The 21,551-nt window shown below is 46.4% G+C and carries 23 protein-coding genes; 18 read left to right on the forward strand and 5 right to left on the reverse strand.

The window, feature by feature from the left end:
* Positions 1 to 53: 53 nt before the first annotated feature.
* The 13 genes from G475_RS25125 to G475_RS0113720 all read left to right on the forward strand — a co-directional run bounded on the left by G475_RS25125 (position 54) and on the right by G475_RS0113720 (position 14,107).
* Positions 54 to 1,829, forward strand: coding sequence for a heparinase II/III family protein (locus G475_RS25125; protein ID WP_051302529.1), 1,776 nt, complete (start codon positions 54 to 56; stop codon positions 1,827 to 1,829).
* Positions 1,830 to 1,854: 25 nt separating this feature from the next.
* Positions 1,855 to 3,075: a cache domain-containing sensor histidine kinase gene (locus tag G475_RS0113665; protein ID WP_035711231.1), complete on the forward strand. Its 1,221-nt coding sequence runs from the start codon at positions 1,855 to 1,857 to the stop codon at positions 3,073 to 3,075.
* Positions 3,076 to 3,086: 11 nt separating this feature from the next.
* Positions 3,087 to 3,665 carry a sensor histidine kinase gene (locus tag G475_RS0113670; protein ID WP_233275786.1) on the forward strand — a complete coding sequence of 193 codons (579 nt, stop codon included), beginning with the start codon at positions 3,087 to 3,089 and terminating at the stop codon, positions 3,663 to 3,665.
* Between the two features lie 3 nt (positions 3,666 to 3,668).
* Complete coding sequence (locus G475_RS0113675) at positions 3,669 to 5,246, forward strand: response regulator transcription factor (RefSeq protein ID WP_026701776.1); 1,578 nt, start codon at positions 3,669 to 3,671, stop codon at positions 5,244 to 5,246.
* 25 nt (positions 5,247 to 5,271) lie between these two features.
* Complete coding sequence (locus G475_RS25130) at positions 5,272 to 7,152, forward strand: DUF2264 domain-containing protein (RefSeq protein WP_035711232.1); 1,881 nt, start codon at positions 5,272 to 5,274, stop codon at positions 7,150 to 7,152.
* Between the two features lie 101 nt (positions 7,153 to 7,253).
* Positions 7,254 to 8,051, forward strand: coding sequence for a helix-turn-helix domain-containing protein (locus G475_RS0113685; RefSeq protein ID WP_026701777.1), 798 nt, complete (start codon positions 7,254 to 7,256; stop codon positions 8,049 to 8,051).
* Positions 8,052 to 8,110: 59 nt separating this feature from the next.
* Complete coding sequence (locus tag G475_RS0113690; protein ID WP_026701778.1) at positions 8,111 to 8,467, forward strand: nuclear transport factor 2 family protein; 357 nt, start codon at positions 8,111 to 8,113, stop codon at positions 8,465 to 8,467.
* A 5-nt stretch (positions 8,468 to 8,472) separates the two neighbouring features.
* Positions 8,473 to 9,087 (forward strand): dihydrofolate reductase family protein, encoded by a 615-nt coding sequence (locus G475_RS0113695; protein WP_026701779.1) that lies wholly within the window; start codon positions 8,473 to 8,475, stop codon positions 9,085 to 9,087.
* Between the two features lie 309 nt (positions 9,088 to 9,396).
* Complete coding sequence (locus tag G475_RS0113700) at positions 9,397 to 10,425, forward strand: zinc-dependent alcohol dehydrogenase family protein (RefSeq protein ID WP_211233930.1); 1,029 nt, start codon at positions 9,397 to 9,399, stop codon at positions 10,423 to 10,425.
* A 336-nt stretch (positions 10,426 to 10,761) separates the two neighbouring features.
* Complete coding sequence (locus tag G475_RS0113705; protein ID WP_026701781.1) at positions 10,762 to 11,691, forward strand: nucleoside hydrolase; 930 nt, start codon at positions 10,762 to 10,764, stop codon at positions 11,689 to 11,691.
* A 177-nt stretch (positions 11,692 to 11,868) separates the two neighbouring features.
* A complete protein-coding gene (locus G475_RS0113710) occupies positions 11,869 to 12,294 on the forward strand; it encodes a pyridoxamine 5'-phosphate oxidase family protein (RefSeq protein WP_026701782.1) in 426 nt (141 codons plus the stop codon).
* A gap of 269 nt (positions 12,295 to 12,563) precedes the next feature.
* Complete coding sequence (locus tag G475_RS0113715; protein WP_026701783.1) at positions 12,564 to 13,481, forward strand: methyl-accepting chemotaxis protein; 918 nt, start codon at positions 12,564 to 12,566, stop codon at positions 13,479 to 13,481.
* Positions 13,448 to 14,107, forward strand: a complete 660-nt coding sequence (locus tag G475_RS0113720; protein ID WP_026701784.1) for a methyl-accepting chemotaxis protein — start codon at positions 13,448 to 13,450, stop codon at positions 14,105 to 14,107. Before G475_RS0113715 ends, G475_RS0113720 begins: the two co-directional genes overlap by 34 nt.
* A gap of 13 nt (positions 14,108 to 14,120) precedes the next feature.
* Here G475_RS0113720 and G475_RS0113725 read toward each other — a convergent pair whose 3' ends face one another.
* On the reverse strand, positions 14,121 to 15,116 hold the full coding sequence (locus G475_RS0113725) for an acyltransferase family protein (RefSeq protein ID WP_035711234.1): 996 nt from the start codon (positions 15,114 to 15,116) through the stop codon (positions 14,121 to 14,123).
* Positions 15,117 to 15,244: 128 nt separating this feature from the next.
* Between G475_RS0113725 and G475_RS27255 the strand changes: the two genes are divergently transcribed.
* Positions 15,245 to 15,388 carry a hypothetical protein gene (locus tag G475_RS27255; protein WP_156911703.1) on the forward strand — a complete coding sequence of 48 codons (144 nt, stop codon included), beginning with the start codon at positions 15,245 to 15,247 and terminating at the stop codon, positions 15,386 to 15,388.
* On the opposite strand, the gene G475_RS0113735 is transcribed toward G475_RS27255, so the two are convergent.
* Together G475_RS0113735 and fdhA are read right to left on the reverse strand one after the other, a co-directional pair.
* Entirely contained in the window at positions 15,385 to 15,801 is a 417-nt protein-coding gene (locus G475_RS0113735; protein WP_026701787.1) for a GlcG/HbpS family heme-binding protein, read from the reverse strand. The two genes, G475_RS27255 and G475_RS0113735, sit on opposite strands and share 4 nt — an antisense overlap.
* 26 nt (positions 15,802 to 15,827) lie before the next feature.
* Positions 15,828 to 17,045, reverse strand: coding sequence for a formaldehyde dehydrogenase, glutathione-independent (gene fdhA, locus G475_RS0113740; protein ID WP_026701788.1), 1,218 nt, complete (start codon positions 17,043 to 17,045; stop codon positions 15,828 to 15,830).
* 204 nt (positions 17,046 to 17,249) lie between these two features.
* On the opposite strand from fdhA, the gene G475_RS0113745 reads away from it, so the two are divergent.
* Positions 17,250 to 17,627 carry a winged helix-turn-helix transcriptional regulator gene (locus tag G475_RS0113745; protein ID WP_026701789.1) on the forward strand — a complete coding sequence of 126 codons (378 nt, stop codon included), beginning with the start codon at positions 17,250 to 17,252 and terminating at the stop codon, positions 17,625 to 17,627.
* Positions 17,628 to 17,641: 14 nt separating this feature from the next.
* Here the strand turns inward: G475_RS0113745 and G475_RS0113750 are convergent, their stop codons facing one another.
* Positions 17,642 to 18,328, reverse strand: a complete 687-nt coding sequence (locus tag G475_RS0113750) for a thermonuclease family protein (RefSeq protein WP_026701790.1) — start codon at positions 18,326 to 18,328, stop codon at positions 17,642 to 17,644.
* Between the two features lie 152 nt (positions 18,329 to 18,480).
* On the opposite strand from G475_RS0113750, the gene G475_RS0113755 reads away from it, so the two are divergent.
* The 3 genes from G475_RS0113755 (at position 18,481) to G475_RS0113765 (ending at position 21,277) form a co-directional block, all read left to right on the forward strand.
* On the forward strand, positions 18,481 to 19,302 hold the full coding sequence (locus tag G475_RS0113755) for an MBL fold metallo-hydrolase (RefSeq protein WP_026701791.1): 822 nt from the start codon (positions 18,481 to 18,483) through the stop codon (positions 19,300 to 19,302).
* Between the two features lie 14 nt (positions 19,303 to 19,316).
* Positions 19,317 to 20,384: an ethanolamine utilization protein EutH gene (locus G475_RS25135; protein WP_035711236.1), complete on the forward strand. Its 1,068-nt coding sequence runs from the start codon at positions 19,317 to 19,319 to the stop codon at positions 20,382 to 20,384.
* An 80-nt stretch (positions 20,385 to 20,464) separates the two neighbouring features.
* Positions 20,465 to 21,277 (forward strand): M15 family metallopeptidase, encoded by an 813-nt coding sequence (locus tag G475_RS0113765; RefSeq protein WP_026701792.1) that lies wholly within the window; start codon positions 20,465 to 20,467, stop codon positions 21,275 to 21,277.
* 152 nt (positions 21,278 to 21,429) lie between these two features.
* On the opposite strand, the gene cydS is transcribed toward G475_RS0113765, so the two are convergent.
* A complete protein-coding gene (cydS, locus tag G475_RS28035; protein ID WP_407636206.1) occupies positions 21,430 to 21,537 on the reverse strand; it encodes a cytochrome bd oxidase small subunit CydS in 108 nt (35 codons plus the stop codon).
* Positions 21,538 to 21,551 lie beyond the last annotated feature (14 nt).

Consider the following 21,551-nt stretch of genomic DNA (forward strand, 5'->3'; position numbering starts at 1 on the left):
TTAGAGTCCCGCGTAGACTCTAATCTTCCTTGTATCAGCTGGAGGGCTGAATAATGACTATGACGATTCCCGCCTTGACCCAACGTTCCGGCCTGCAGCTGCTGCCGGATAAAACAGGACAGAAAGAATGGTGGGAAACCCGGAACAAAGATCCCGCCTATAAAAAACTAGTCGAAGAACTCTACGCGGAGGCCGGTGTGGAAATACAAAGGCCTGCTCCGCATCTGACGTTCACCCATTTTAAAGAATATTTTGAAACAGGAGACAGAAAAGGGTACGAAAATCTTTATTTTAAAAGAAGAAAACGGTTAAATATTTTTACATTGATGGTATTACTGCATACCGGAGATTCAAAGTATCTGGAAGCTTTGCATAATGAAATCTGGGATATCTGTAATGAATACACCTGGTGTCTTCCGGCGCATGTCCATCTCGACGATAAAGCTCCCATTGACTTATTCGCTGCAGAAACGGCTTTTGCACTCGGTGAGATACGAAGCCTGGCCCAGGCCTGGCTGGATCCCTGGCTGGCGGACGTTATAAATAGAGAAATCCACCGCAGGGTACTGGAGCCCTTTCGGTGTTATACGTATGAATGGGAAACGGCCCGGCATAACTGGGCTGCGGTATGCGCTGGTTCCATCGGGGCAGCAGCGCTGCATATTGTAGAGGCGGAAGAAGTGCTGCGTGAGATTCTGGAACGGAACCTTCGCTCTATGAACTGTTTTTTAGAAGGATTTGAAGCTGACGGGGGCTGTAAGGAAGGCTACCAATACTGGCAGTATGGCTTCGGCTTCTTCGTATATTTTGCTGACATGATGAAAACAAAATCAGAAGGAACAGTGGATTTGTTTCAAGAGGAAAAAGTTTATCATATAGCGCTCTTCCAGCAGAAATGCTTTCTTTATCAAAACAACACAGCGAACTTTTCCGACTGCCCCGCCCAAAGCTCCGTTCTGATAGGGCTCAGTCATTACCTTCATCATATTTATCCGGATGTAGAGGTGCCTTCTGCCGCTTATCGCTTCCCGTTTCCTTCCGATCATTGTGCGCGCTGGGCTCCATTGCTCCGGGAGTGGATATGGATGGATGAGGAGCTGGAAAGCAAAGATTGGAGCGATGCGGTGTATTATCTTCCGCAATCCCAGTGGCTCACAGCCAGGCACACGGCAGGCGCGGACCATTTTGTATTTGCCGCTAAAGGAGGGCATAATGATGAACCGCACAATCATAACGATGTCGGTCATTTTATACTCGGCCGCAATGAACAATTTATGCTAAAAGATTTAGGGGCCGGCCTGTATCAAAAGGGGTATTTTGGAAGGGAACGCTACCAATTTATAACCAATAGTTCCAGAGGACATTCTCTTCCCTGTATTGATGGGGTCTATCAGTCGGCTGGCATAAACAAAAAGGCAGAAGTGACGCATTATCACACGGAAAAAGATATCGTGACGTTTGGATTGGATTTGAAACATACGTACATGCTGCCGCAGCTTCAAACGCTCCACCGCATGTTTATTTGGAAGCAGACTGCATCACCGGCGTTAACTGTCAGGGACAGTTACTGCTTCACGAAAAAACCAGGTACTGTGGTGGAACGGTTTATCATGAGCGACATGGACATGGAGATTCAGGAAGGAAGCATTATTAGCAGCGGCCTTTCATTGACGATCTTCTTTGATTCCCGGCAGCTGGAAGCAACGCTGAAGCGCTGCTCCTTTATAAACCATTCCAATACAACCCAATGGATGAACGTTTTGGATCTACACGTATTGAAGCCGGGAAAGGAATTTACCGTAGACGTACACTTTCTTCCGCACGGATAATGCTTGACGGCAAAGGGGAATTCCTATGAGGAGGTTGCGGCAGGCTTTCGTTGTGCGATGGCTGCGTTCTTTTTCCTTTAAACAAAAATTACTAGCGCTGATTTTTCTCTGTATGCTGCTGCCGATGCTGTTCAGCGTACTGAACTTAAATGTTACGAGTTTCCATATTTTACAGCAGCGGATGGTCCAAAGTGAGGAAAATGCGGCTGAATTAACAGAGGTTTATTTATCCAACTTATTGGACGATGTGATTCAGACAATGAATTATGTTCAATACGATGAGGACGTTAGAAGTGCCGTGAACGGAACCCCGGAGAAAGAGCTGGCAGCCCGGGGAATTCTTCGAATCAATGAACAACTGAGTCTTTTGACCAGAAACAAGGATATTTCTCTTTCTATTATTACAGCGGAAAACCGCCAGGTCATGTCCGGTTCCCGGTGGAGACCGGCGTTCAGTGAAGAGGAAGAAACGTATCAGCAGATCATGGAAGTTATGGAAGGGATGTCACCTTTTGAAGTATATTGGATCGGTCCTTCATCGTTTCTTCCCCGGGGGAGGGAAGCAAAGGAGACGATGAATTCTTCTATTCTGCTTGGAAGAAGGCTGGCGAATTACAATGGCGAGACGACCGCTCATTTGTTTGCGAGCATTCATCAGGCAGAACTGGACCGGGTTCTGCTTTCCGATGAAGCAACGGACCGCCATTATCTACTTTTAAATGAAGAGGGCAGGGTTTTATACGGAAGTGAAAAATTTCCGCCGGGGGAGATGTTTCCCTATTTTAAAGAAACCGAAGGGGCCTCTTCCACCATCAGTGAAATGGAGAACGAAGAAGATTACATTGTCGTCCAGCAGAGCCTGCAGCAGGAGAATTGGAAGCTTGTAAGCTATGTTCCATATCAGCAGGCCGTCAATGATATGGACCGTGCGTATCAGCAGAATTTTTTCATTCAAGCTGGTGCTTTTGCCGTTTTTATTGGAGTGATGATGTGGATCATCCACCGTTTTTTCCGTCCGATTCAACAGCTGGTCCGTACCGCGGAAAAAGTGGAAGAGGGGAACCTGGATATCCGGGCCAATTTAAAAAGAGAGGACGAAATAGGAAGGCTGGGTTTGGCATTTGATCACATGCTGCACAGAATTCAGCAGACTATCCACCAGATCAAGACAGAACAGGCTATGAAGCGAAAGGCGGAAATAGCCTGCAATCGAAAATACAGCCGCATTTTTTATTCAATATCCTGAATACCATCCGTATCCAAATCATGCGGGACGGTAATATGGAGAATGCGAAGCTGATTTCCTCTCTGAGTACGCTGCTCCGTGCTATCTACCGGGGCTCAGAATGGGTGACGCTGAAAGAGGAAATCGCACAATCGGAAGAGTATATGAAATTATTGAACATAATGCGTAAACATTCGGTCCAATTTGAACACGAACTGGAGCCGGCAGCGCTGGAAGTCGAAGTGCCGCAGTTTATTCTTCAGCCTATAATTGAAAATGCCTGCTATCATGGGGTGCCGGACAGTACCGGTACCATTATCGTATCTTCTTGGACAGCTGAGCCGAATATTTATATTGAAATAGCAGATAACGGGTCAGGGATGGAACCTGAGAAACTCGAAGAAATAAAAGAGAAAATGCTGGTGGATAAGAAATATATTAGGGAAAGCTATGAACAGCAGAAAAACAGCATGTTTGGCATTGGGCTGAAAAATGTTTATGACCGGATGAAGTTAACCTACGGCAAAGCTTTTCAGATGAATGTTGAAAACAATGCAGGCGGGGGAGTTACTGTTTCGATGCAATTTCCGATGGCTCGGAAAGGGGGATAAGCTTTGAAAGTACTTTTAGCTGAAGATAACTATCAAATGCTTGAATTCATGTATGACTGTGTTCCGTGGAAGAAGAAAGGACTTCAGGTTTCCGGAAAGTGTGAAACAGGTACAGAAGCGTGGACGGCAGCCAAGAAAGATGTTCCAGATATCGTAATTACCGATATTAGTATGCCTGGCATGAGTGGCCTCGAACTTATTGAAAAAATAAAGGAATTAAACCCGGAGCTCGAGTCCCTTGTCATTACCTGCCATGATGATTTTGAATACGCCCGTCAGGCCCTGCGTCTTTATGTGTGCGATTACATTTTAAAAGAGAAGCTCGAACCCGATATGCTTGGGGAGGTGCTCGACCGTACTCTGGTCCGGGTAACCAATAAAAAAGCACAAAAACAGAATATGCACCAATGGAAATCCATCGCAGAACAGTCGAAGAGCAGTATGAAAAAAGAATGGATCCGCGGGCTGCTTACCCATTCATTGGAAGCGCCGCCAAGCAGTGGAATGGAATTCATCGAAATGGATTTTAGCGGTCTTACACATATTCCAGTGACAGCACGCGTAATCAATACAGAAGAAGAAGGCAGACTCCCGGCTGTAGAAAAAATAAGTCATGAGACCGTGGAAAAAACAATGGAAGCAGAAAGCTTTATCTGCAGTCTTCAGGACATGTACTGGTTGTTTCCTGTTTCTTCTTCCCTTTCCTCCGGCCGTCAGCTGGAAGATATGACGGCAGCTCTGAAAAAAATGCAGCGGCAGCTGTGGCAGAGAAACGAAATGGAGATATGCTTTGTCATAGGAGTAACGATTTCCGGTGTGAAGGAAATGAAAAGAGGTCTCCGGTCCCTGGCCGCATTGAAGCATGAATGGTTCTATATGGATAAACCGGGGATATACCGGCTTGAAGATAGGCTGATGGATTTTCAGGAAGAGGATATTTTTTGTCACTATGCTCCGGCTCTTGATGAGTTAAAACAGCTGATTGTAACGGAAAGCAGCAGCCATGTAAAAACCTGGGTGCGAACCTGGACCAAAATATTACGGGACGAACAGCACCATCCGGATCGGATAAAAAGCTGGGCGCACAAAATCTTGACCGAAGTAGAATTAAAATACCACTCGCTGCAGCATTATTCCCATAAATCTTCCTCTGTTTTATACAGTGAAATACACTCCTTGAAAAATTTTTCTCAATTACATGATTATTTAGATTCGTATATTCAAAAGAAAATAGAAACAGCCGGACGTCTTCAGGCGAGGATGGACAGAAAAGAAATTCGGGAGGCCAAGAAATACGTCGAGATTCATATGGATAAACGCATCACGATGGAGGAAGTGGCTCAGCATTTACACTTGAACCCCAGCCATTTCAGCCGGATGTTTAAACAGGAGACCGGGGACACGTTCATCGAATATGTCACCAAGAAAAAAATGGAGCAGGCCCAGCATTATCTGCTTCACACGGACCGAACCGTGGATGACATATCTTTTTCCCTTGGTTATGACAATACAAGTTATTTTAATAAATTATTTAAAAAATATAATCAAATGGCACCAAGTCAATTTCGAAATATCAGATAAAAGAAGGAGAAAGGACGATAAAAGCATGGCTCTTTCGATCACTCAGAACTCTCTGCAGACCCGGGAGGATCTGATTCACCTGATAACGGAACTGTACCACCCGTTGGAAAAATACTACACGAAGGGAAAAACAAGATTGAATCTGGGCAGCAGCAGTGCTCATTTCGGGCTTGATATTGCAGGAATGGAAGGTTTTTCACGGCTGCTTTGGGGGATGGTTCCACTGGCCGCAGGCGGAGAGGAGACAGAACTGTGGAATGTGCACCTGGAGGGTATAAAGAACGGAACCAACCCGGATCACGAGGAATACTGGGGGGATATAAACGGGATTGATCAGCGGATGGTGGAAATGGCTGCTTTTGGTCTGGCTCTGGCCCTTGTCCCTGACAAAGTCTGGGCTCCCTTAAATGACGAAGAAAAAGATAACCTGTATCAGTGGCTGGATCAGATAAATCAGTATGAGGTCGTAGAAAACAATTGGCAGTTTTTTCGGATATTAGTGAATACCGGTTTCCACTCGGTCGGTCTACCTGTAAATCATGCCAGGCAGGAGGAGTCGTTTGAAAAAATTGAATCCTATTATCAGGGGGACGGCTGGTATGCTGATGGTCACGCGCAACAATGGGATTACTATATTTCATTTGCTTTTCATTATTACGGTTTGATATATGCAGAGCTGATGAAAAAAGCCGATCCTGAACGTTCAGGCTTGTATAAACAGCGCGCTTCCATGTTCGCCAGGGATTTTATGTACTGGTTTGCTGCAGATGGTTCTGCCCTTCCGTTCGGACGCAGTTTGACGTACCGGTTTGCCCAGGTGTCGTTTTGGAGTGCGTATATTTATGCGGGTCTGGAGGATATAAGCATGGGGGTGTGCAAAGGGCTGATTTTCCGCCATCTCCGCTGGTGGATGAAACAGCCCATTTTTACGGAAGACGGGGTGCTCACGATTGGGTACGGCTATCCGAATCTGATTATGGCTGAAAACTACAATTCTCCCGGCTCTCCGTACTGGGCTATGAAAACATTTTTAGTTTTGGCTCTGCGGGCAGGCCACCCCTTCTGGCAGGTCGAAGAAAAGCCGCTGCCAAAGCTGGATAAAATCAAAAAACTGCCTCATCCGCGCATGGTTATTACAAGAGAGGATGATCAACAGCATGTGTATGCTCTCGTATCCGGACAATATTCGGACACGGAGCATGCTCATAATGAAAGCAAGTATGCCAAGTTTGCCTATTCCACTCATTTTGGTTTTCATGTCCCGAAAGGAATTTACGGGGAAAAGCAGGGTGCGTTTGACTCTATGCTTGCCTTCAGTGAAAAGGATACGTATTACAGAGTAAGACGGAGATGTGAAACGATGGAGTGGCAGGATAGCGCCTTATATTCCCGGTGGAAGCCGTGGACGGATGTCGAAGTGAAGACGTGGCTGATCCCTATGGGGATGTGGCATGTCCGGATTCACCACATTTATACAGAAAGAGAACTGGATACTGTCGAAGGCGCTTTTTCTGTGCCGCTGGAGCAGCGGCCGACAAAACCGAAATCGGAGATCACCCCCCACGTGGAAAGCTTCGAAGAATACGGTATCGGTGTGTGTCTGGACACAGGCACTAGTGCTATTTATGATTTAACAAAGAAGAGAATAGCAAAATTGGTAGAAACAGATCCTAATACCAATCTTCTATACGCCAGCCCGGCCCTGCTTCCGTCCTTGACTCATTCTCTTCCCGCCGGAGATCAGCCTGTGCATCTTGTCACTGCTGTTTTTGCAAGCAGTAAAACGAGGGACCCTCTAAACCATATGATACCGGAATGGGTGCAGACAGCAGAAAATGAAGCGGAGCTCTGGCAGGGAAGCGGGAGGATCGGAGTGTTGAGAGATAACAAATGGTTCGACCGCTAGTAACAAATCAAAATAAAATCAAAAGAAAGAAAGGGTTTTGCAGATAAAAGTCGAATCTTACGTATGATAGAGAAGTGGTTAAGAAAGGAGAAAGGAAAGCGGTGGGAATCCAGCATTCTGAAATCGATGACGTGATTACCTATATCCATGCCCATCTCGATGAGCCTCTGGAGCTTTCGTGGCTGGCTTCCCAGGCCGCTTACAGTCCTTATCATTTTGCCCGCATTTTTAAATCCAGAACCGGGCTCCCCCCTCTTTATTATGTCTCCTCTCTCCGCCTGCAGAAAGCAAAAGAACTGCTTTTGCGGACAGATTTAAACATTCGTGATATCGGTATGGAAATTGGCCAGCAAAGTCTTGGGACCTTCACGACCCGCTTTACGAACAAAGTAGGGCTGTCGCCTTCTCAATTTCGACAGTACGGCCCCCAGGCCGGCACTCATTTTTCTTCCCTGCGCCAATTGAATAACTGGTCCAGGGCTCCCCGTTTTTCTCAGACGGATACAAGCGTGGAAGGGACCATTAAAGCTGCTTCTTCGTTACATGGTGTTATCCTGATTGGTTTATTTCCAAAGCCGATCCCGGAAGGCCTGCCTCCGCACGGTACATTGATCCCCTCCCTTGGTGACTTCTGCATTTCCGGAGTGACCCCCGGGATTTATTATTTAATGGCCACCGCTATTTCCTGGAAAACATCGACGATCGATTATTTACTTCCGCATACCACCCTGCGTACAAGATCGAAGCAGCCTATCGTAGTGGAACCATTTACCGCTATTGCTCCGCAGCATTTGGAACTTCATCCTCCGCGGCTGGAAGATCCGCCCATCCTTATTTCCCTCCCTTTATTAATGAACCAATTTCTGCAGCGGGTGGAGCAGCAGCTCAGCAATCCGTAAGAAACATCACCTGGCCCTGCCTGTTATTCTAAAAGCATACAAATCGGGGAGGCGATAAAATGGGAACAAAAAACCAGGAATTTATCCGGGCATTCAACGAAGCGTTTGCCAGGGAAGATGTTGATTATTTGATCGAAAATGTAAGCGAAGATGTGGTGTGGACGATGGTGGGTACGCCGCCAATCAAAGGAAAATCTGCGTTTGCCGGGGAATTGAAAAAAATGAAAAGCGGGGAAGCCTGGGAGCTTGAGATCCATCACATTATTACGCACGGTGATACAGCTGCAGTGGATGGGACAATAAAAAAGGCAGACAAGCAAGGGAAAACGTATGCGTTTTGTGACATATACAGGCTGAGTGCTTTCAAAAACGGCAAAGTGAAAGAACTAACGTCTTATGTGGTAGAAGTGAGGTGAGGAAAATGGCCAAGGTCGTCATTGATATGTCCTTATCCCTGGATGGTTTTATTGCCGGCGTTCATGATAATGAAAAACAGCCGCTTGGGGAGAATGGCAGTGTCCTTCATGAGTGGCTGTTTCAGGGAACTGCTCCGATCAGGGATAATGATTTTTTCAAACTTTCCGAGCCGAGTCATTCTGTGTTGGAAGCATCGTTTGAGAATACGGGGGCAATTCTTACTGGCAGACGCACCTATGATATTGTCGGCGGATGGGGCGGCAGCCATCCGTTTCAAGGTGTTCCCGTATATGTTATGACACATCAAGCTCCGGAAACGGTTCCGGAAGGCACAACGTCTTTTCATTTTGTTACAGATGGGATAGAACAGGCTGTGGTACAGGCAAAAAAGGAAGCAGAAGATAAAAACATTGGGGTTTCGGGTGCCGTAGTAGCACAGCAATGCTTGGAAGCAGGACTTGTTGATGAACTGCATCTGCATCTTGTGCCGGTCCTTCTTGGCGGAGGCATTCGATTGTTTAAGGAGCAAAAAGCGGAGCTGGAATGGATGAAGGCGGTCGAAGCCCCCGGAGTTACTCATCTTTTTTATCGGGTTAGGAAGAATAGAAGCAGGGCATAAAGGGAGGAAACCCGAGGCTGCTGAAAAGCATCTATCAAAAATACGATGCATCTAAATACGGATGCAGTTATATCAGCACAGGAGGTGTGACCGCGGAAGGCGACACTCCTGCGGGAAAAGCATGAGTCGAAGACCCCGCAGCATATTCAAGGCATCTTCTAAATATACAGCAGACATTCTTATATATAGTTTTTCAGCAGCCTCAGAAAAACCTCATCCAGACAACCAAGCAAATGGTTAGACTTTCTATTTCCAGATTATTTAACATGAGAGAGAGAACAAAATTTGGAAGTAGAAGGAGGCTGCAACATGGCAGAGCGTAAAGGAACAATGCGTTCGATCCGGCTTGAAAAAGAGGGAAGCGTGGAAAATCTGAACATGGTGACCGAGGATATCCCAACGGTCCAGCGAGGGGAAGTGCTGGTAAAAGTGAAAGCCACATCCCTGAACTACCGTGATCTTGCCATGCTGAAAGACCAGTACCCGGGAGGGATGCATCCGAATCTTATCCCGCTGTCTGACGGGGCAGGGGAGATTGTTGAAGTTGGAAAAGGAGTACGGCGCTTTGAGGTTGGCGATCGGGTTGCCGGCAACTTTACAAAAGAATGGTTCGGAGGCAGCCGCCGCCCTTCGTACACAGAACCGTACGGCTCTCACAGTGACGGCTGGCTGACAGAATATAAAGTCATTAATCCGGAACTGCTCGTACAAGTGCCTTCCCATTTAACGTTTGAACAGGCTGCCACCCTGCCCTGCGCCGGCGTCACCGCCTGGAACGCACTGCACGGCCCAAGCCCGCTTCATGCTGGGGATACCGTATTGACACTGGGAAGCGGCGGCGTCTCCGTGTATGCCATACAATTGGCGAAAGCAATGGGTGTAAATGTCATTGCGACAACGTCCAGTGAAGAAAAAGCAGACAAGCTGAAAGACATCGGGGCGGATGAGGTAATTAACTATAACAAGACACCAAACTGGGGAGAAAAAGCGAAAGAATTAACCGGAGGGGCCGGTGTGAACCGTGTTGTGGAAGTGGTGGGACCTGCAACCATACAACAGTCCCTCAAAGCGGTGGCCCCGGGAGAGGAACTCGCTCTTATTGGGGTGCTCAGCCGTACCGGCGACAAGATAGATTATTTTGATCTCTTCGGACGAGCTTCCACCCGCACCATCGGAGTAGGCAGCCGCAATGACTTTGAAGACATGAACCGCATGATCCGAGATAAAGAAATGGTCCCCGTCATCGACAGCGTGTTTCCGTTAGAGGAGGCCGCCCAGGCTTATGAATACTTGGAAAGCCAAACGTTCTTCGGTAAAATTGCCATTTCGCATGAATAAAAGGAGCCGAAGATGCAAAGCCGCTGCAGGCGGACGCTCGACGCTACTACCTATAGGAGCTGTCACTTTTTGATGCAGCTCCCTATTGGTCTATACTTGCCAGCGAGGACATTTATTCCGTTATCAACCCGTATTATGGGAATATATTGGGAGGTTCGGACATTTGATTCGCTATTTGTCGTTTTCACTCTCAAAATTAGTTGATTTCTTCAAATAAGGGAACAAACGTCCGTTTCCTGGGGAAAAATTCTCTCTATAGTCTATATAAAGGAATAAATGTCCGGATCCACCTTAATTCTTTGTCATGATACCATCAGTTATAAGGAGCAGGGACATATGCCGAAAAACATAATACTAGACTGCGATCCGGGACATGACGATGCGATTGCTATCTTTCTGGCAGCGGGTCACCCGGCATTAAACATAAAAGCGATCACTACGGTCTCCGGGAATGCCTCTATTCAGCATACCACACGCAACGCGCTGATTATTGCAGAGATGGCGGAATTGACTCAAGTACCGGTAGCTCAGGGGGCGGAAGAACCGCTTGTCCGAAAGCCGAAAACAGCTCCTCATATTCATGGAGAGTCCGGGCTGGAAGGTCCGGAACTGCAGGAACCGACAAAGCAGCAGGAATCGTTGCATGCCATTGATCTGATGGCGGACCTTCTGGATCATCCAGAAGAACCGCTCACCCTTGTCCCGACAGGACCGTTGACCAACATCGCCTGGCTTCTGAAAAGAGCGCCTCACGTAAAAAAGAATATAAAAGAAATCGTGCTGATGGGAGGCGGATCTTTCGGCAACTGGACTCCTGCAGCGGAGTTTAATATTTACGCGGACCCGGAAGCGGCTCATGTGGTGTTTGAAAGCGGGCTGCCGCTGACGATGGCCGGGCTGGATCTCACGCATCAAGCGATGGCGGCAGAAAAGGAAAAAGAATGGCTGCGACACGCTGATACGAAAGCCGCTTCCTTCACAGCAGAACTGCTGGATTATTTCACGGCCACGTACAAAGAGCTGTTCGGTTTTCCAGGAGCCCCGATTCACGATGCCTGCGCAGTAGCTTATTGTATAGACGACAGAGTATTCTCCACGACACACCTTCCCGTCACTGTGGAAACCGCTGGAACCTATACAACGGGCATGACAGTCATTGATTACCTGCAGACTACGGGGAAAGCCCCTAATGTGAACGTAGCCGGGCAGCTGAACCATTCCATGTTCTGGACAATGCTAACAGACGCATTGGAACGTCTTCCCTGACACCCGGGTCAAACGGGGGGCAGCCAGGCTTCTGCCACGATTCTTTTCAGGTGTGTTCTGTTTCATCAAACGTTTGTTTAACCCCCTGTCTCCCGTGGAGAAATCGTTCCCAAGTGTTTACAGGTTATCCTGCGGGGGAATGATTAGAATAGAGAGAAAAAAAGAAAGGGGACAAACATGGAGCAGACAGAGCTACAAAATAAAATTCTGGAGATCATTGATAAATATAAAACAGGGGTGCTGGCCACGGTGGAACAGGGGAAACCGCACTCCAGGTATATGACATTCTATCATGAGGATTTAACTCTTTATACCCCGACGTATAAAGAAACGCACAAAGCCGAAGAAATTAATAAAAATCCATATGTGCATATTCTTCTTGGCTATGAAGGAGAGGGGCTGGACGATCTTTATGTCGAAGTATCAGGAAAAGCTGTGCTCAGAGAAGATCGGGAAACAAAGGAAAAAATCTGGCGTGAGACGATGAACAGATGGTTTGATGGGATAGAGGACCCGGAGTATACCGTTCTCGAAGTTCACCCGGAGAACATGAGATTAATGAATAAATCAGGAGAACCTCCACAGGAATTGGAAATAAATTAAGAACAGCCCGGCTGAACCTCACGTTTTTTCAGCCGGGCTGTTTTTTTGCAGGATGGAAGACTGGAAACATTGTTACGTCCCGGAATGTTCTTTATTTCCAGTTAAGAGATATAGGAAGAACAAGGGGGAAGCGAAATGTCTCAAATAATACTGGGACCGTTTATTCTAGCCAGGCTCCAATTATATATGCCAGGGAAAACTAAATGAGTAAAATAATGCTAAATCGGAAAGGGGATTCAACCGATATTTATCTAAAGGGGGGAAGTTTGGTGATAAAACAAAAGAACAAAGTGATGATTGTTATTTCGGTCTTATCTGTTTTATTATCCGTCATTATACATATTTTAGGAAGAGTATATCATTTGTTTGATTATACCATGCTTGCCGATTCAGCTGTGTCTTCCATATATTTGGAAGAAAATTACGGAGGTATATTATACGCACTGCTTTTCCTGCCGATATTTCTGGCAGGTATAAGTTTATTTCTGTACAAACTAAAAAAAGAGCATACGCTTCTCCCGTTTATGAACACGTTATGCCTGACTTTTGCCAGTATTTCGATGATTGCTGGAGGAAGCGGAAGAATTGAATTTCATTTTTCTATTTTTATGGTTGTGGCAGCGCTTGCCTTTTATGGCAGTATATCGTTGATTTCGATTATGACTACTATTTTTGCCGTTCAGCATCTTCTTGGTTTTTTTGTCCTGCCGGAGATTGTTTTTGGATATACCGATTATTCTCTCCGCATGCTGATCATCCATGCCTTATTCCTCGTGCTTACTTCTGGGGCGACGTCATGGCAGGTGTTTTCGAACAAAAACATTCAGAAGCAATTGGAAGTGGATAAAAAGCAGGAACGCAAATCGGTGATTGATGATATTGTCGGCCGTATGTCGGCCACTTCAGCAAGCGTATTGGAAACAGCAAAGCATTTAAACCAGAAAGCAGAATTAACAGACGACAACAGCCGCAGGATGGCGTCCTCCATCAGCGAACTTACAGAGGGCGCCCAGAGACAGTGGAATCGTTTAAACGAGAATGTCCATGTGATGAACGAAATGAGTGATGGAATGGAGCAAATGGCCGGAACTTCTGTGGAGGTATCAATAAGTCGGAAGAAACTGCTGCAACGGCGGAAGCAGGGGAGAAAACCATGGAATCATTTATGGATGCTTTTGAACACATGAGGGGATCGGTAGAAGCATCCTATTATTCTTTTCGGGAGTTAGAAGAAAAAATACGTTCGATTGATCAAATGCTTGAGGTGATAAGGGATATCGCCGCCCGGACGAATCTATTGTCGCTAAATGCTTCCATTGAAGCCACAGCAGCCGGGGAGAAAGGCAAAGGATTTGCCGTTGTGGCAGAAGAAGTCCGCAAACTGGCGGCACAATCGGGGGCTCCTGTCTATCGAATATCAGAACAAATAAAAACAATTACCCATGGAACCAATGACACAGTGGACAGCATGGATAAGGTTAAAGAAGACGTGGAAGCTGGTCTGCATACTCTTCAGGACGTAAGAACATCTTTTTCCACCATTCTTCAAACCACAAAAGAAGTAGACAGCCAGTTGAAGGAGCATTCTTCGTCAGTCCGGCAATTAGTGGCCGGTACGGAACAGGCTGCAGCTTCGATGGAAGAGGTAAGGGACATTGCAGGACGGACCCAGGAGGAAACCTTCGCCATGGGCGCTTCTTCCAATCAGCAGCTTGATCACATTGAAAAAATTTCGGATTCGGCCGACCTGCTGCATCAGTTCGCTGCTGATTTGGATGAAGTTATTCAAAAAATAAAAGAAGACGAGGAATAAAGCGGTAATAAGCTTATCTCCTCGGTTTTCTAAAAAAGGCAAACGGTTCAACCGCAGGCTGAGCAATTGTTTTAACGAGCGGAGTAGATAAGAAATACGTGAAGGCAGCGGTTCCTATCATAAGCAGTAGTACTTCGAATACGGTGTCCATCCCTTCATAAAAGGACGTTTCCCGCAGGTATCGGAATATGAAACCGTGCAGAAGATAGACATACAGGGTGTTTTGGGCATATTCCGAAATGACGATTTTCTGCTTTGGTACCAGGATTAAGAAACAAATGGATAAGGCGGCGGACAAGACGTAAGCAAGCATTCGGTACAAGCTGCCTTCCCATGTTTCAAACCCAAGCATTTGATACGTTTCATCGCCGAAAAACAAATTCCTTGGAATGTCAAAGGCGTAAAGATAAAAACCGAGAAATGCCAGCAGAAATAAAAGCACAGCTGCTAGTTTCATGCCCCAGTAATAAATAAAGTTTAAGTGGCAGCGTTTGACATAAAAGCCGGCAAGAAAAAACGGAAAGAACACCGCCATTCTCGAAAGATTAATCAGAGTATCTGCATTGGCAAAACCAACACCGGTACCAAGCAGAACAGCAGGAATCAGCATATAAGGGGTGAACTTAAACAAGTGCACCAGAAAGTAAAAAGCAAATAATGTCACAAGGAACCACAGGGACCAGTGCGGTTCAAGCAGGTGAAACTCGAGAGGGTCCCCCTGCATATCGTAATAATAAAACGTATAGATGACCTGGAAAATAAGGTAGGGCACCAGCAGCCTTTGTATCGGCTTCAACCATTCTTTTCTCGCCGTTGCATTTTTAGCAAAAAATCCTGAGATAAAAAAGAAGAGCGGCATATGAAACGCAAACATTAACAGATACAGAGCTTTGCTAAAAGTCTGATCATAGGTCAAAGGGGTAATGGCATGGGTTAATACCACGAGGCCGATCAGGATGAATTTCGCATTATCGAAAAAATAATCTCGCTTTGAGGTGGACGAATTCATGATTTTCACCTGTCTTTCTACACCAAATAGTATAGACAGGGTGTTTACAGGCGGGCAAGTAAAAAAGTATGGGATTATTAAGCGCAAGTTTGGGTAGAAAAAACGATGAAATGAGGAAGATTCCCTTTTTGGGTGGTGTCAAGTACGGTCGTTTTAAAAATGAAACTGCCATGCTCCTGCGCCGAATGCAGAAGCATAGCAGTCTGGTCTATTCCCTGGTTCCTATTTTCAAGTCAGCTGCGTTTTCGATGATCATTGGTTTAAAAGTTTAACCAATGATTTCTTCAAAGGTTTGAACTCCGGCTTTTGCGACTTGGACATCATCAGGGACAGCACTTCCGCTCACTCCGACCGCACCAACAACTTTGCCATCCTGCTGCAGCGGGATGCCGCCGCCGAATACAACGATACGTCCGTTGTTGGTGGTGTTTAACCCATAAAGTTCGGAGTTTGGGACGGTGGCTTCTGCTAAATTGGATGTAGGCATTTTCAGGGCAACGGATGTCCATGCTTTGTCTTCGGAAATGGCAATACTTGCTATCCAGGCATCATCCATTCTGTGTTTGGCGATTAAGTTGCCGCCATCATCGACAACCGTGATAACCATGGACACTCCGATATTTTCTGCCTCTTTTTCTGCACCGGCAATCACTTTTTCAGCCGTATCTAATGTTAATTTATCCATTACATCTCCTCCAGTTCAGTTAAAAATTATTTGTTGAACATGCCATGAGGGTCGATAACGAATTTTTTGGCGACACCGCTGTCAAACTCACTATATCCCTGAGGGGCTTCATCCAAAGAAATGAGCGTTGCATTAACGGCTTTTGCAATATTTGCTTTTCCATGAAGAATGGAGTTCAAGAGGGAGCGGTGGTACTGCATGACGGGAGTTTGTCCTGTTACAAACGTATGTCCCTTAGCCCAGCCCAGACCAAAACGTATGCTGAGAGATCCTTGTTTAGCTGCTTCATCTGCAGCCCCGGGATCTTCTGTGACATAAAGACCTGGTATACCTAGTTTTCCGGCAGCCCGTGTGACGTCCATGATAGAATTTAAGACCGTGGCTGGAGCTTCTTTGGCGTCTTTCCCGTGGCCGGATGCTTCGAATCCAACCGCGTCAATCGCGCAATCCACTTCGGGGACACCCAGAATCTGTTCAATTTGTTCTCCTATCTTATCGTGATCTCGTAAGTTTATGGTTTCACACCCGAAACTTCTTGCCTGTTCGAGTCGTTCAGGGATTAAATCACCAACGATAACGACGGAAGCTCCTAATAGCTGAGCGGAATGGGCGGCCGCTAATCCTACAGGTCCAGCACCAGCGACATAAACAGAAGAACCAGGTTTCACTCCGGCACTGTAAGCACCGTGAAAGCCCGTTGGAAATATGTCCGAAAGCATGGTTAAGTCAAGAATCTTGTCCATTGCTTGATCTTTATCTGGAAATGTCAGCAGTTGAAAGTCAGCGTAGGGAACCATAACATATTCGGATTGACCGCCAACCCAGCCTCCCATATCGACGTATCCATACGCCGATCCAGGGCGATCCGGATTGACGTTGAGGCAGACGTGGGTATTTTGTTCCTTGCAGGACTGACAGCGCCCACAGGCAATGTTAAAGGGAACAGACACCATGTCCCCTTGTTTGATGAATTCAACATCACGGCCTGTTTCAATCACTTCGCCTGTTATTTCATGACCAAGAATGAGCCCTTCAGGAGCTGTGGTACGCCCGCGGACCATGTGTTGGTCACTCCCGCAGATGTTGGTTGTTATCACTTTTAGAATAACGCCATGTTCACATTTTCTACCAACGTTCAGAGGGTTAACCCCAGGCCCGTCTCGTAAAATCAGTTCGGGGTAATCAATATCTTTTACTTCTACCTTCCCAGCTCCAGCGTAGGCAACAGCACGGTTTCCTCCCATTGTCATACCTCCTGTTCATGTTATTGAACGTGTTGAAGTTTGTAAGCGGGTACATTAAAATGTAATAAAGTGTAAGTGAACTTGTTTAAATTATCTGAATTTTATTTCCTTACCTACAGTCTACAGAGCAAGCCAATGAAAGAAAAGAAGGCACTTTTTGGTTACACAGTAACTTCAAGGATACTTTTAAAGGGTGGCGGGCTTATGGAGGATTTAAGAAAAGATGTGTTAAAAAAGGTGAAAAACGGCACGTTCAATTGTGAAAAAGAATTAACCCTTTCGCTTATAAACGGAAAATGGAAAATTACAACAATCTATCATCTCGGTCATAATGGTGCCATGCGTTTTAATGAAATAAAACGGCTTTTTCCAACGATTACGCACAAAGTATTAACGTCGCAGCTGCGTGAATTGGAGGAAGACGGTCTTATCCACCGAGAGGTCTTCCCAGAAGTTCCTCCGCGGGTGGAATATTCATTAACAGAACTCGGAGAAAGTTTAATGCCAATTATTCAAAGTATGTATCTTTGGGGACAGGAGAACATGAAATATTTTACAAAGGACACTGCTAATCATCAGTGAGTGTGAACCCATTGTTATTGCCGGACAGGACGAAAGCCTGCTTTTTCTGCTTCTTCTTCGGAGCAGAACATTTCTTCCGCTTCGGTGGCTTCATAATACGGACTGTCTGGGGTGTGGTAGATGTAATCCCCGCTGGAACTATGGTTCCCTTTTATATCCGGTGATTCACAAGAGCCGCTCTGCACGGCATCAGGGTTGAAACCTTCATCCGTAACATACCCCTCTTCGCTCCAGATTCCTCTGTTCTCTTCTCTGGCCTTTTCTTCTGTTTGCTGCAGTCTATCCACATATCGGGTATTTGGCTCGATGATATAAGCAACCCGGGCCAGACCTTTTTCTATCACTTTTTCATTAAACATTTCCCCGTCCACCCAGATATAGGCGAGAAACCGGTCGTAATCATCCCGTATGGACGTATCAATTTCTATCGTTACGTTCTTGTTTTCCGGTAAGTATTCTTTGGCAAATGCACTGGCTTCTGCTCCATAAGGCTGAACGGGTTTATCAGGATGGATGGTTTCCGGTGCATCCACTAAAAGCAGACGAATCGTTTCCCGGCCGCCTTTTTCCATATCAACCTTTATGGTGTCGCCGTCCACGACCTCAAGAATGTCTGCTTCTACTTTTTCCCCGGCTTCATAAGACGGATGACCGCAACTGCTTGTGATCAGCAGTAGTGCAAGAAATAAATATAATTTCATAGATAACGCTCTCCTCTCTTTTGCGCGAATGAAAAAACGGGTATATAACTACTCAAGCCCTGTATATTGCAGGAAATTTAAGGAGAATAACGAATACAAAGAGTAAGGTATGTGAGAAACAAATCATTACTTCTGGGGAAAGGGTGATACAAATGTCAGTCCAGTATGAAGATCAGCAGGTGACGGTGTTTCAGAGTGCCCTGCATCAAACGACCTCCACGGTGGTGGCTACGGACGACATGATCCTGATTGTGGATCCGGCCTGGCTGCCGGAGGAAATTGCAGCGATCCAGGAACATGTAAAGAGCAAGGATAAGGGCCAGCGTCAGTATTTGTTGTTCACGCATTCTGATTTTGACCACATCCTTGGCTGGAATGCATTTCCGGAAGCAGTGACGATTGCATCGCGGGGGTTTGCAGCCAGATCCGGCAAGGAAGAAACGATTCAGGAAATAAAAGATTTTGACGATCATTATTACATCCAGCGTCCTTATATCATTGATTATCCTGCCATAGATATTATCATTGATTACGATGAACAGACGATTGAAATGGGAAACACCTCTGTATCTTTCTATTTAGCGCCGGGCCATCAGGCAGACGGGGTGTTTGCTGTTGTCCATGAGCTCCACACCCTAATTGCCGGAGATTATTTAAGCGACGTAGAATTTCCCTTTATTCATCATAACAGCGAAGCGTATGAAAGAACGATTGATAAACTGGAGCAGGTGTTATCACAGAAAAATATCGGCCTGCTTGTCCCGGGCCATGGAAAAAGTACAGCCAATGTCAATGAAATGAGAGACCGCATCGAAGATTCCCGCTGGTACATCCAGGTACTGCGGGATGAAGTAAGACAGAAAGAAAAATTTGAGGTACTGCAGGCTTTTGTGGACAGCTTTCTGTTTTCACGTTATCTTGGAGAAGAGCATGAGAACAATAAAGCCCAAATGAAGGAAGAAGAAAAAGGATAGAGAGAAGGGTCTCCATGTTTGAACTTCAGGATGCCATCCTTCTGGTATTAGCCATCTTCATGATGGTTGGGGCTGTTGATAAAGCATTAGGAAATCGTTATGGATACGGTGAAGCGTTTGAACGAGGTTTTTCGGCGATCGGCCCTATTGCAGTGGTGATGATCGGCATGATTTCCCTTGCACCGGTGCTGGCTGACATTCTCCGTCCTGTCGTTGTTCCATTATACCAGTGGATGGGGGCGGACCCGGCAATGTTTGCAACGACACTTTTGGCACTGGATATGGGTGGTTATGCGCTGGCCGGTGAACTGGCGGAAACAGAAGAATCCGCCAGATTCGCCGGTATTTTATTGGGAACCATGCTTGGGCCGACATTGACCTTTACGATTCCCATTGCCCTCACTATATTAAAAAAAGAAGACCACGCTGTGTTTGCCAAAGGGATGCTTGCCGGTATTTCCACGATTCCTGCCGGGATGCTCGCAGGCGGGCTGGCTGCTGGTTTTTCCATGGCTCAGATGCTCGGAAATTTGATTCCGATTCTATTATGCTCCGGCCTGGTTCTACTCGGATTATGGTGGAAACCGACGGTGATGGTAAGAGGGTTTCAGCGGTTTGGAAGACTGGTGGTGGCGTTTACGACCCTCGCTACTGCGGTGGTGGTGTTTGAATCATTAACCGGCTGGACGGTTCTTCCAGGAATGGCTTCCTCGGATAAAGGACTATTAACCGTTGGTGCTATTGCATTTTCGCTGGCGGGCGCCTTTCCTCTCGTTCATTTTATTCAAAAGCACGGCCGAGGCAGAGGCGGACGATTTTTCATGAATGAAACTGCCTGGTCCGGCTGGTTTGCTTCGCTGGCCCACACGATTCCGATGTTTGCCTTAAGCGATGAGATGGAGGAAGAGGGGAAACTGATGAATTTTGCTTTTGCCGTAAGCGGCGCTTTTATTCTAGGCGGTCATTTAGGATTTACCGCGGCAGTAGACCGGCCGATGATCGTGCCGATGTTGATAGGCAAGGCTGTTGGCGGCTTCAGCGCGATGGCCGCCGCCTTCTGGATGATCAGGAAAGCAAAATAGCCGTTTTTCCACCTCACAAATAATGATACGATATGAGTGAGTTTATTTCATCACATCAAGAAAAAAAAGGACAGGATACTATGAATAAAAAAATAATCAGTTTAGGCTTTGCCGTGCTGTTGACAGCCGGGGGTTGTTCGGCAGCGGGTCAGTCCGAGGAAGATGCCAAGACCCCGGATACAGAAACAAAAGAGGAACAAACGAATCAGGAAGAAACGAAGCCGGTATTTGAGGAAGACGAGGAGCAGGAAGAAACTGCCGATCGGGAAGAAGACCAAGCAGCAGCTCCTCCGCCAACAGATGAAAATGGAGTGCTGGAGAATCCGGAAGCGCTGGATGCGCTGGTGAACAGAGACTATCACCTTCCTTCCGATTATGTCCCGGAGGACTTGACTGTCCCGGATGTTCCATTTCCGTTTGAAGAAGACGTTCCGAAAAAACAGCTGCGTGAACCAGCAGCTGCTGCTCTGGAGGAATTATTCAGCGGGGCAGAGGAAGAAGGACTGAATCTATTTGCTGTCTCCGGATATCGTTCCTATGACCGCCAGGAAGCAATTTTTGCCGCTAACGCCGAAGAAGATGGAGTGGAAGAAGCCAATCAATACAGCGCTCAGGCGGGGGAAAGTGAACACCAGAGCGGTCTGGCGATGGACGTAAGCTCCCAATCGGCTGACTTTTCATTAACCGATGAATTCGGTGAAACGCCGGAAGGACAATGGCTGAAAGAAAATGCGTACGAATACGGCTTTGTCATCCGTTATCCGGAAGATAAAACGGAGATTACTGGGTATCAATATGAACCGTGGCACCTCCGTTATGTCGGGGAGGATTTGGCAGCTGAACTTCAGGATAAGGATGAAACCCTGGAAGAATATTACGACACAACAGAATAAGAGCAGGACGGCGGTTCGTGCGGACGCCTGATCTCTTATTTCTCTTTTTTAACAGCAAAAGGCCATTGATTTCATGAAATAACGGAATAAATGTCCTCGCCCTGCTTCCTGCTGCCCACAACCAGCTGCAAAAAAGCAGCTGGTTTTTTCATTTACTCCTCGTAAAAGTAGTCGCCGCGGCGCCCGCCCCATAGGAATACGGCCAGCACACTGGCCCCGAGTACCAGGTGCGGCGCAATCATAATCAGAAAAAAGCCCATCCTCCACGTCTCCT

Source organism: Salibacterium aidingense DSM 18341, from assembly GCF_000429685.1.
Taxonomy (GTDB): Bacteria; Bacillota; Bacilli; order Bacillales; family Marinococcaceae; genus Salibacterium; species Salibacterium aidingense.

Bases quoted from the DNA above. Each gene is read 5' to 3' on its own strand.
- G475_RS25135 (WP_035711236.1), top strand. From the start codon at position 19,317: ATGTTTGAACTTCAGGATGCCATCCTTCTGGTATTAGCCATCTTCATG.
- cydS (WP_407636206.1), bottom strand. From the start codon at position 21,537: ATGGGCTTTTTTCTGATTATGATTGCGCCGCACCTGGTACTCGGGGCC.
- G475_RS0113750 (WP_026701790.1), bottom strand. From the start codon at position 18,328: ATGAAATTATATTTATTTCTTGCACTACTGCTGATCACAAGCAGTTGC.
- G475_RS0113695 (WP_026701779.1), top strand. From the start codon at position 8,473: ATGGCCAAGGTCGTCATTGATATGTCCTTATCCCTGGATGGTTTTATT.
- G475_RS25130 (WP_035711232.1), top strand. From the start codon at position 5,272: ATGGCTCTTTCGATCACTCAGAACTCTCTGCAGACCCGGGAGGATCTG.
- G475_RS0113755 (WP_026701791.1), top strand. From the start codon at position 18,481: ATGTCAGTCCAGTATGAAGATCAGCAGGTGACGGTGTTTCAGAGTGCC.
- G475_RS0113745 (WP_026701789.1), top strand. From the start codon at position 17,250: ATGGAGGATTTAAGAAAAGATGTGTTAAAAAAGGTGAAAAACGGCACG.
- G475_RS0113705 (WP_026701781.1), top strand. From the start codon at position 10,762: ATGCCGAAAAACATAATACTAGACTGCGATCCGGGACATGACGATGCG.
- G475_RS25125 (WP_051302529.1), top strand. From the start codon at position 54: ATGACTATGACGATTCCCGCCTTGACCCAACGTTCCGGCCTGCAGCTG.
- G475_RS0113765 (WP_026701792.1), top strand. From the start codon at position 20,465: ATGAATAAAAAAATAATCAGTTTAGGCTTTGCCGTGCTGTTGACAGCC.
- G475_RS0113735 (WP_026701787.1), bottom strand. From the start codon at position 15,801: ATGGATAAATTAACATTAGATACGGCTGAAAAAGTGATTGCCGGTGCA.
- G475_RS0113690 (WP_026701778.1), top strand. From the start codon at position 8,111: ATGGGAACAAAAAACCAGGAATTTATCCGGGCATTCAACGAAGCGTTT.
- G475_RS0113710 (WP_026701782.1), top strand. From the start codon at position 11,869: ATGGAGCAGACAGAGCTACAAAATAAAATTCTGGAGATCATTGATAAA.
- G475_RS0113725 (WP_035711234.1), bottom strand. From the start codon at position 15,116: ATGAATTCGTCCACCTCAAAGCGAGATTATTTTTTCGATAATGCGAAA.
- G475_RS0113665 (WP_035711231.1), top strand. From the start codon at position 1,855: ATGAGGAGGTTGCGGCAGGCTTTCGTTGTGCGATGGCTGCGTTCTTTT.
- G475_RS0113700 (WP_211233930.1), top strand. From the start codon at position 9,397: ATGGCAGAGCGTAAAGGAACAATGCGTTCGATCCGGCTTGAAAAAGAG.
- fdhA (WP_026701788.1), bottom strand. From the start codon at position 17,045: ATGGGAGGAAACCGTGCTGTTGCCTACGCTGGAGCTGGGAAGGTAGAA.
- G475_RS0113720 (WP_026701784.1), top strand. From the start codon at position 13,448: ATGGAATCATTTATGGATGCTTTTGAACACATGAGGGGATCGGTAGAA.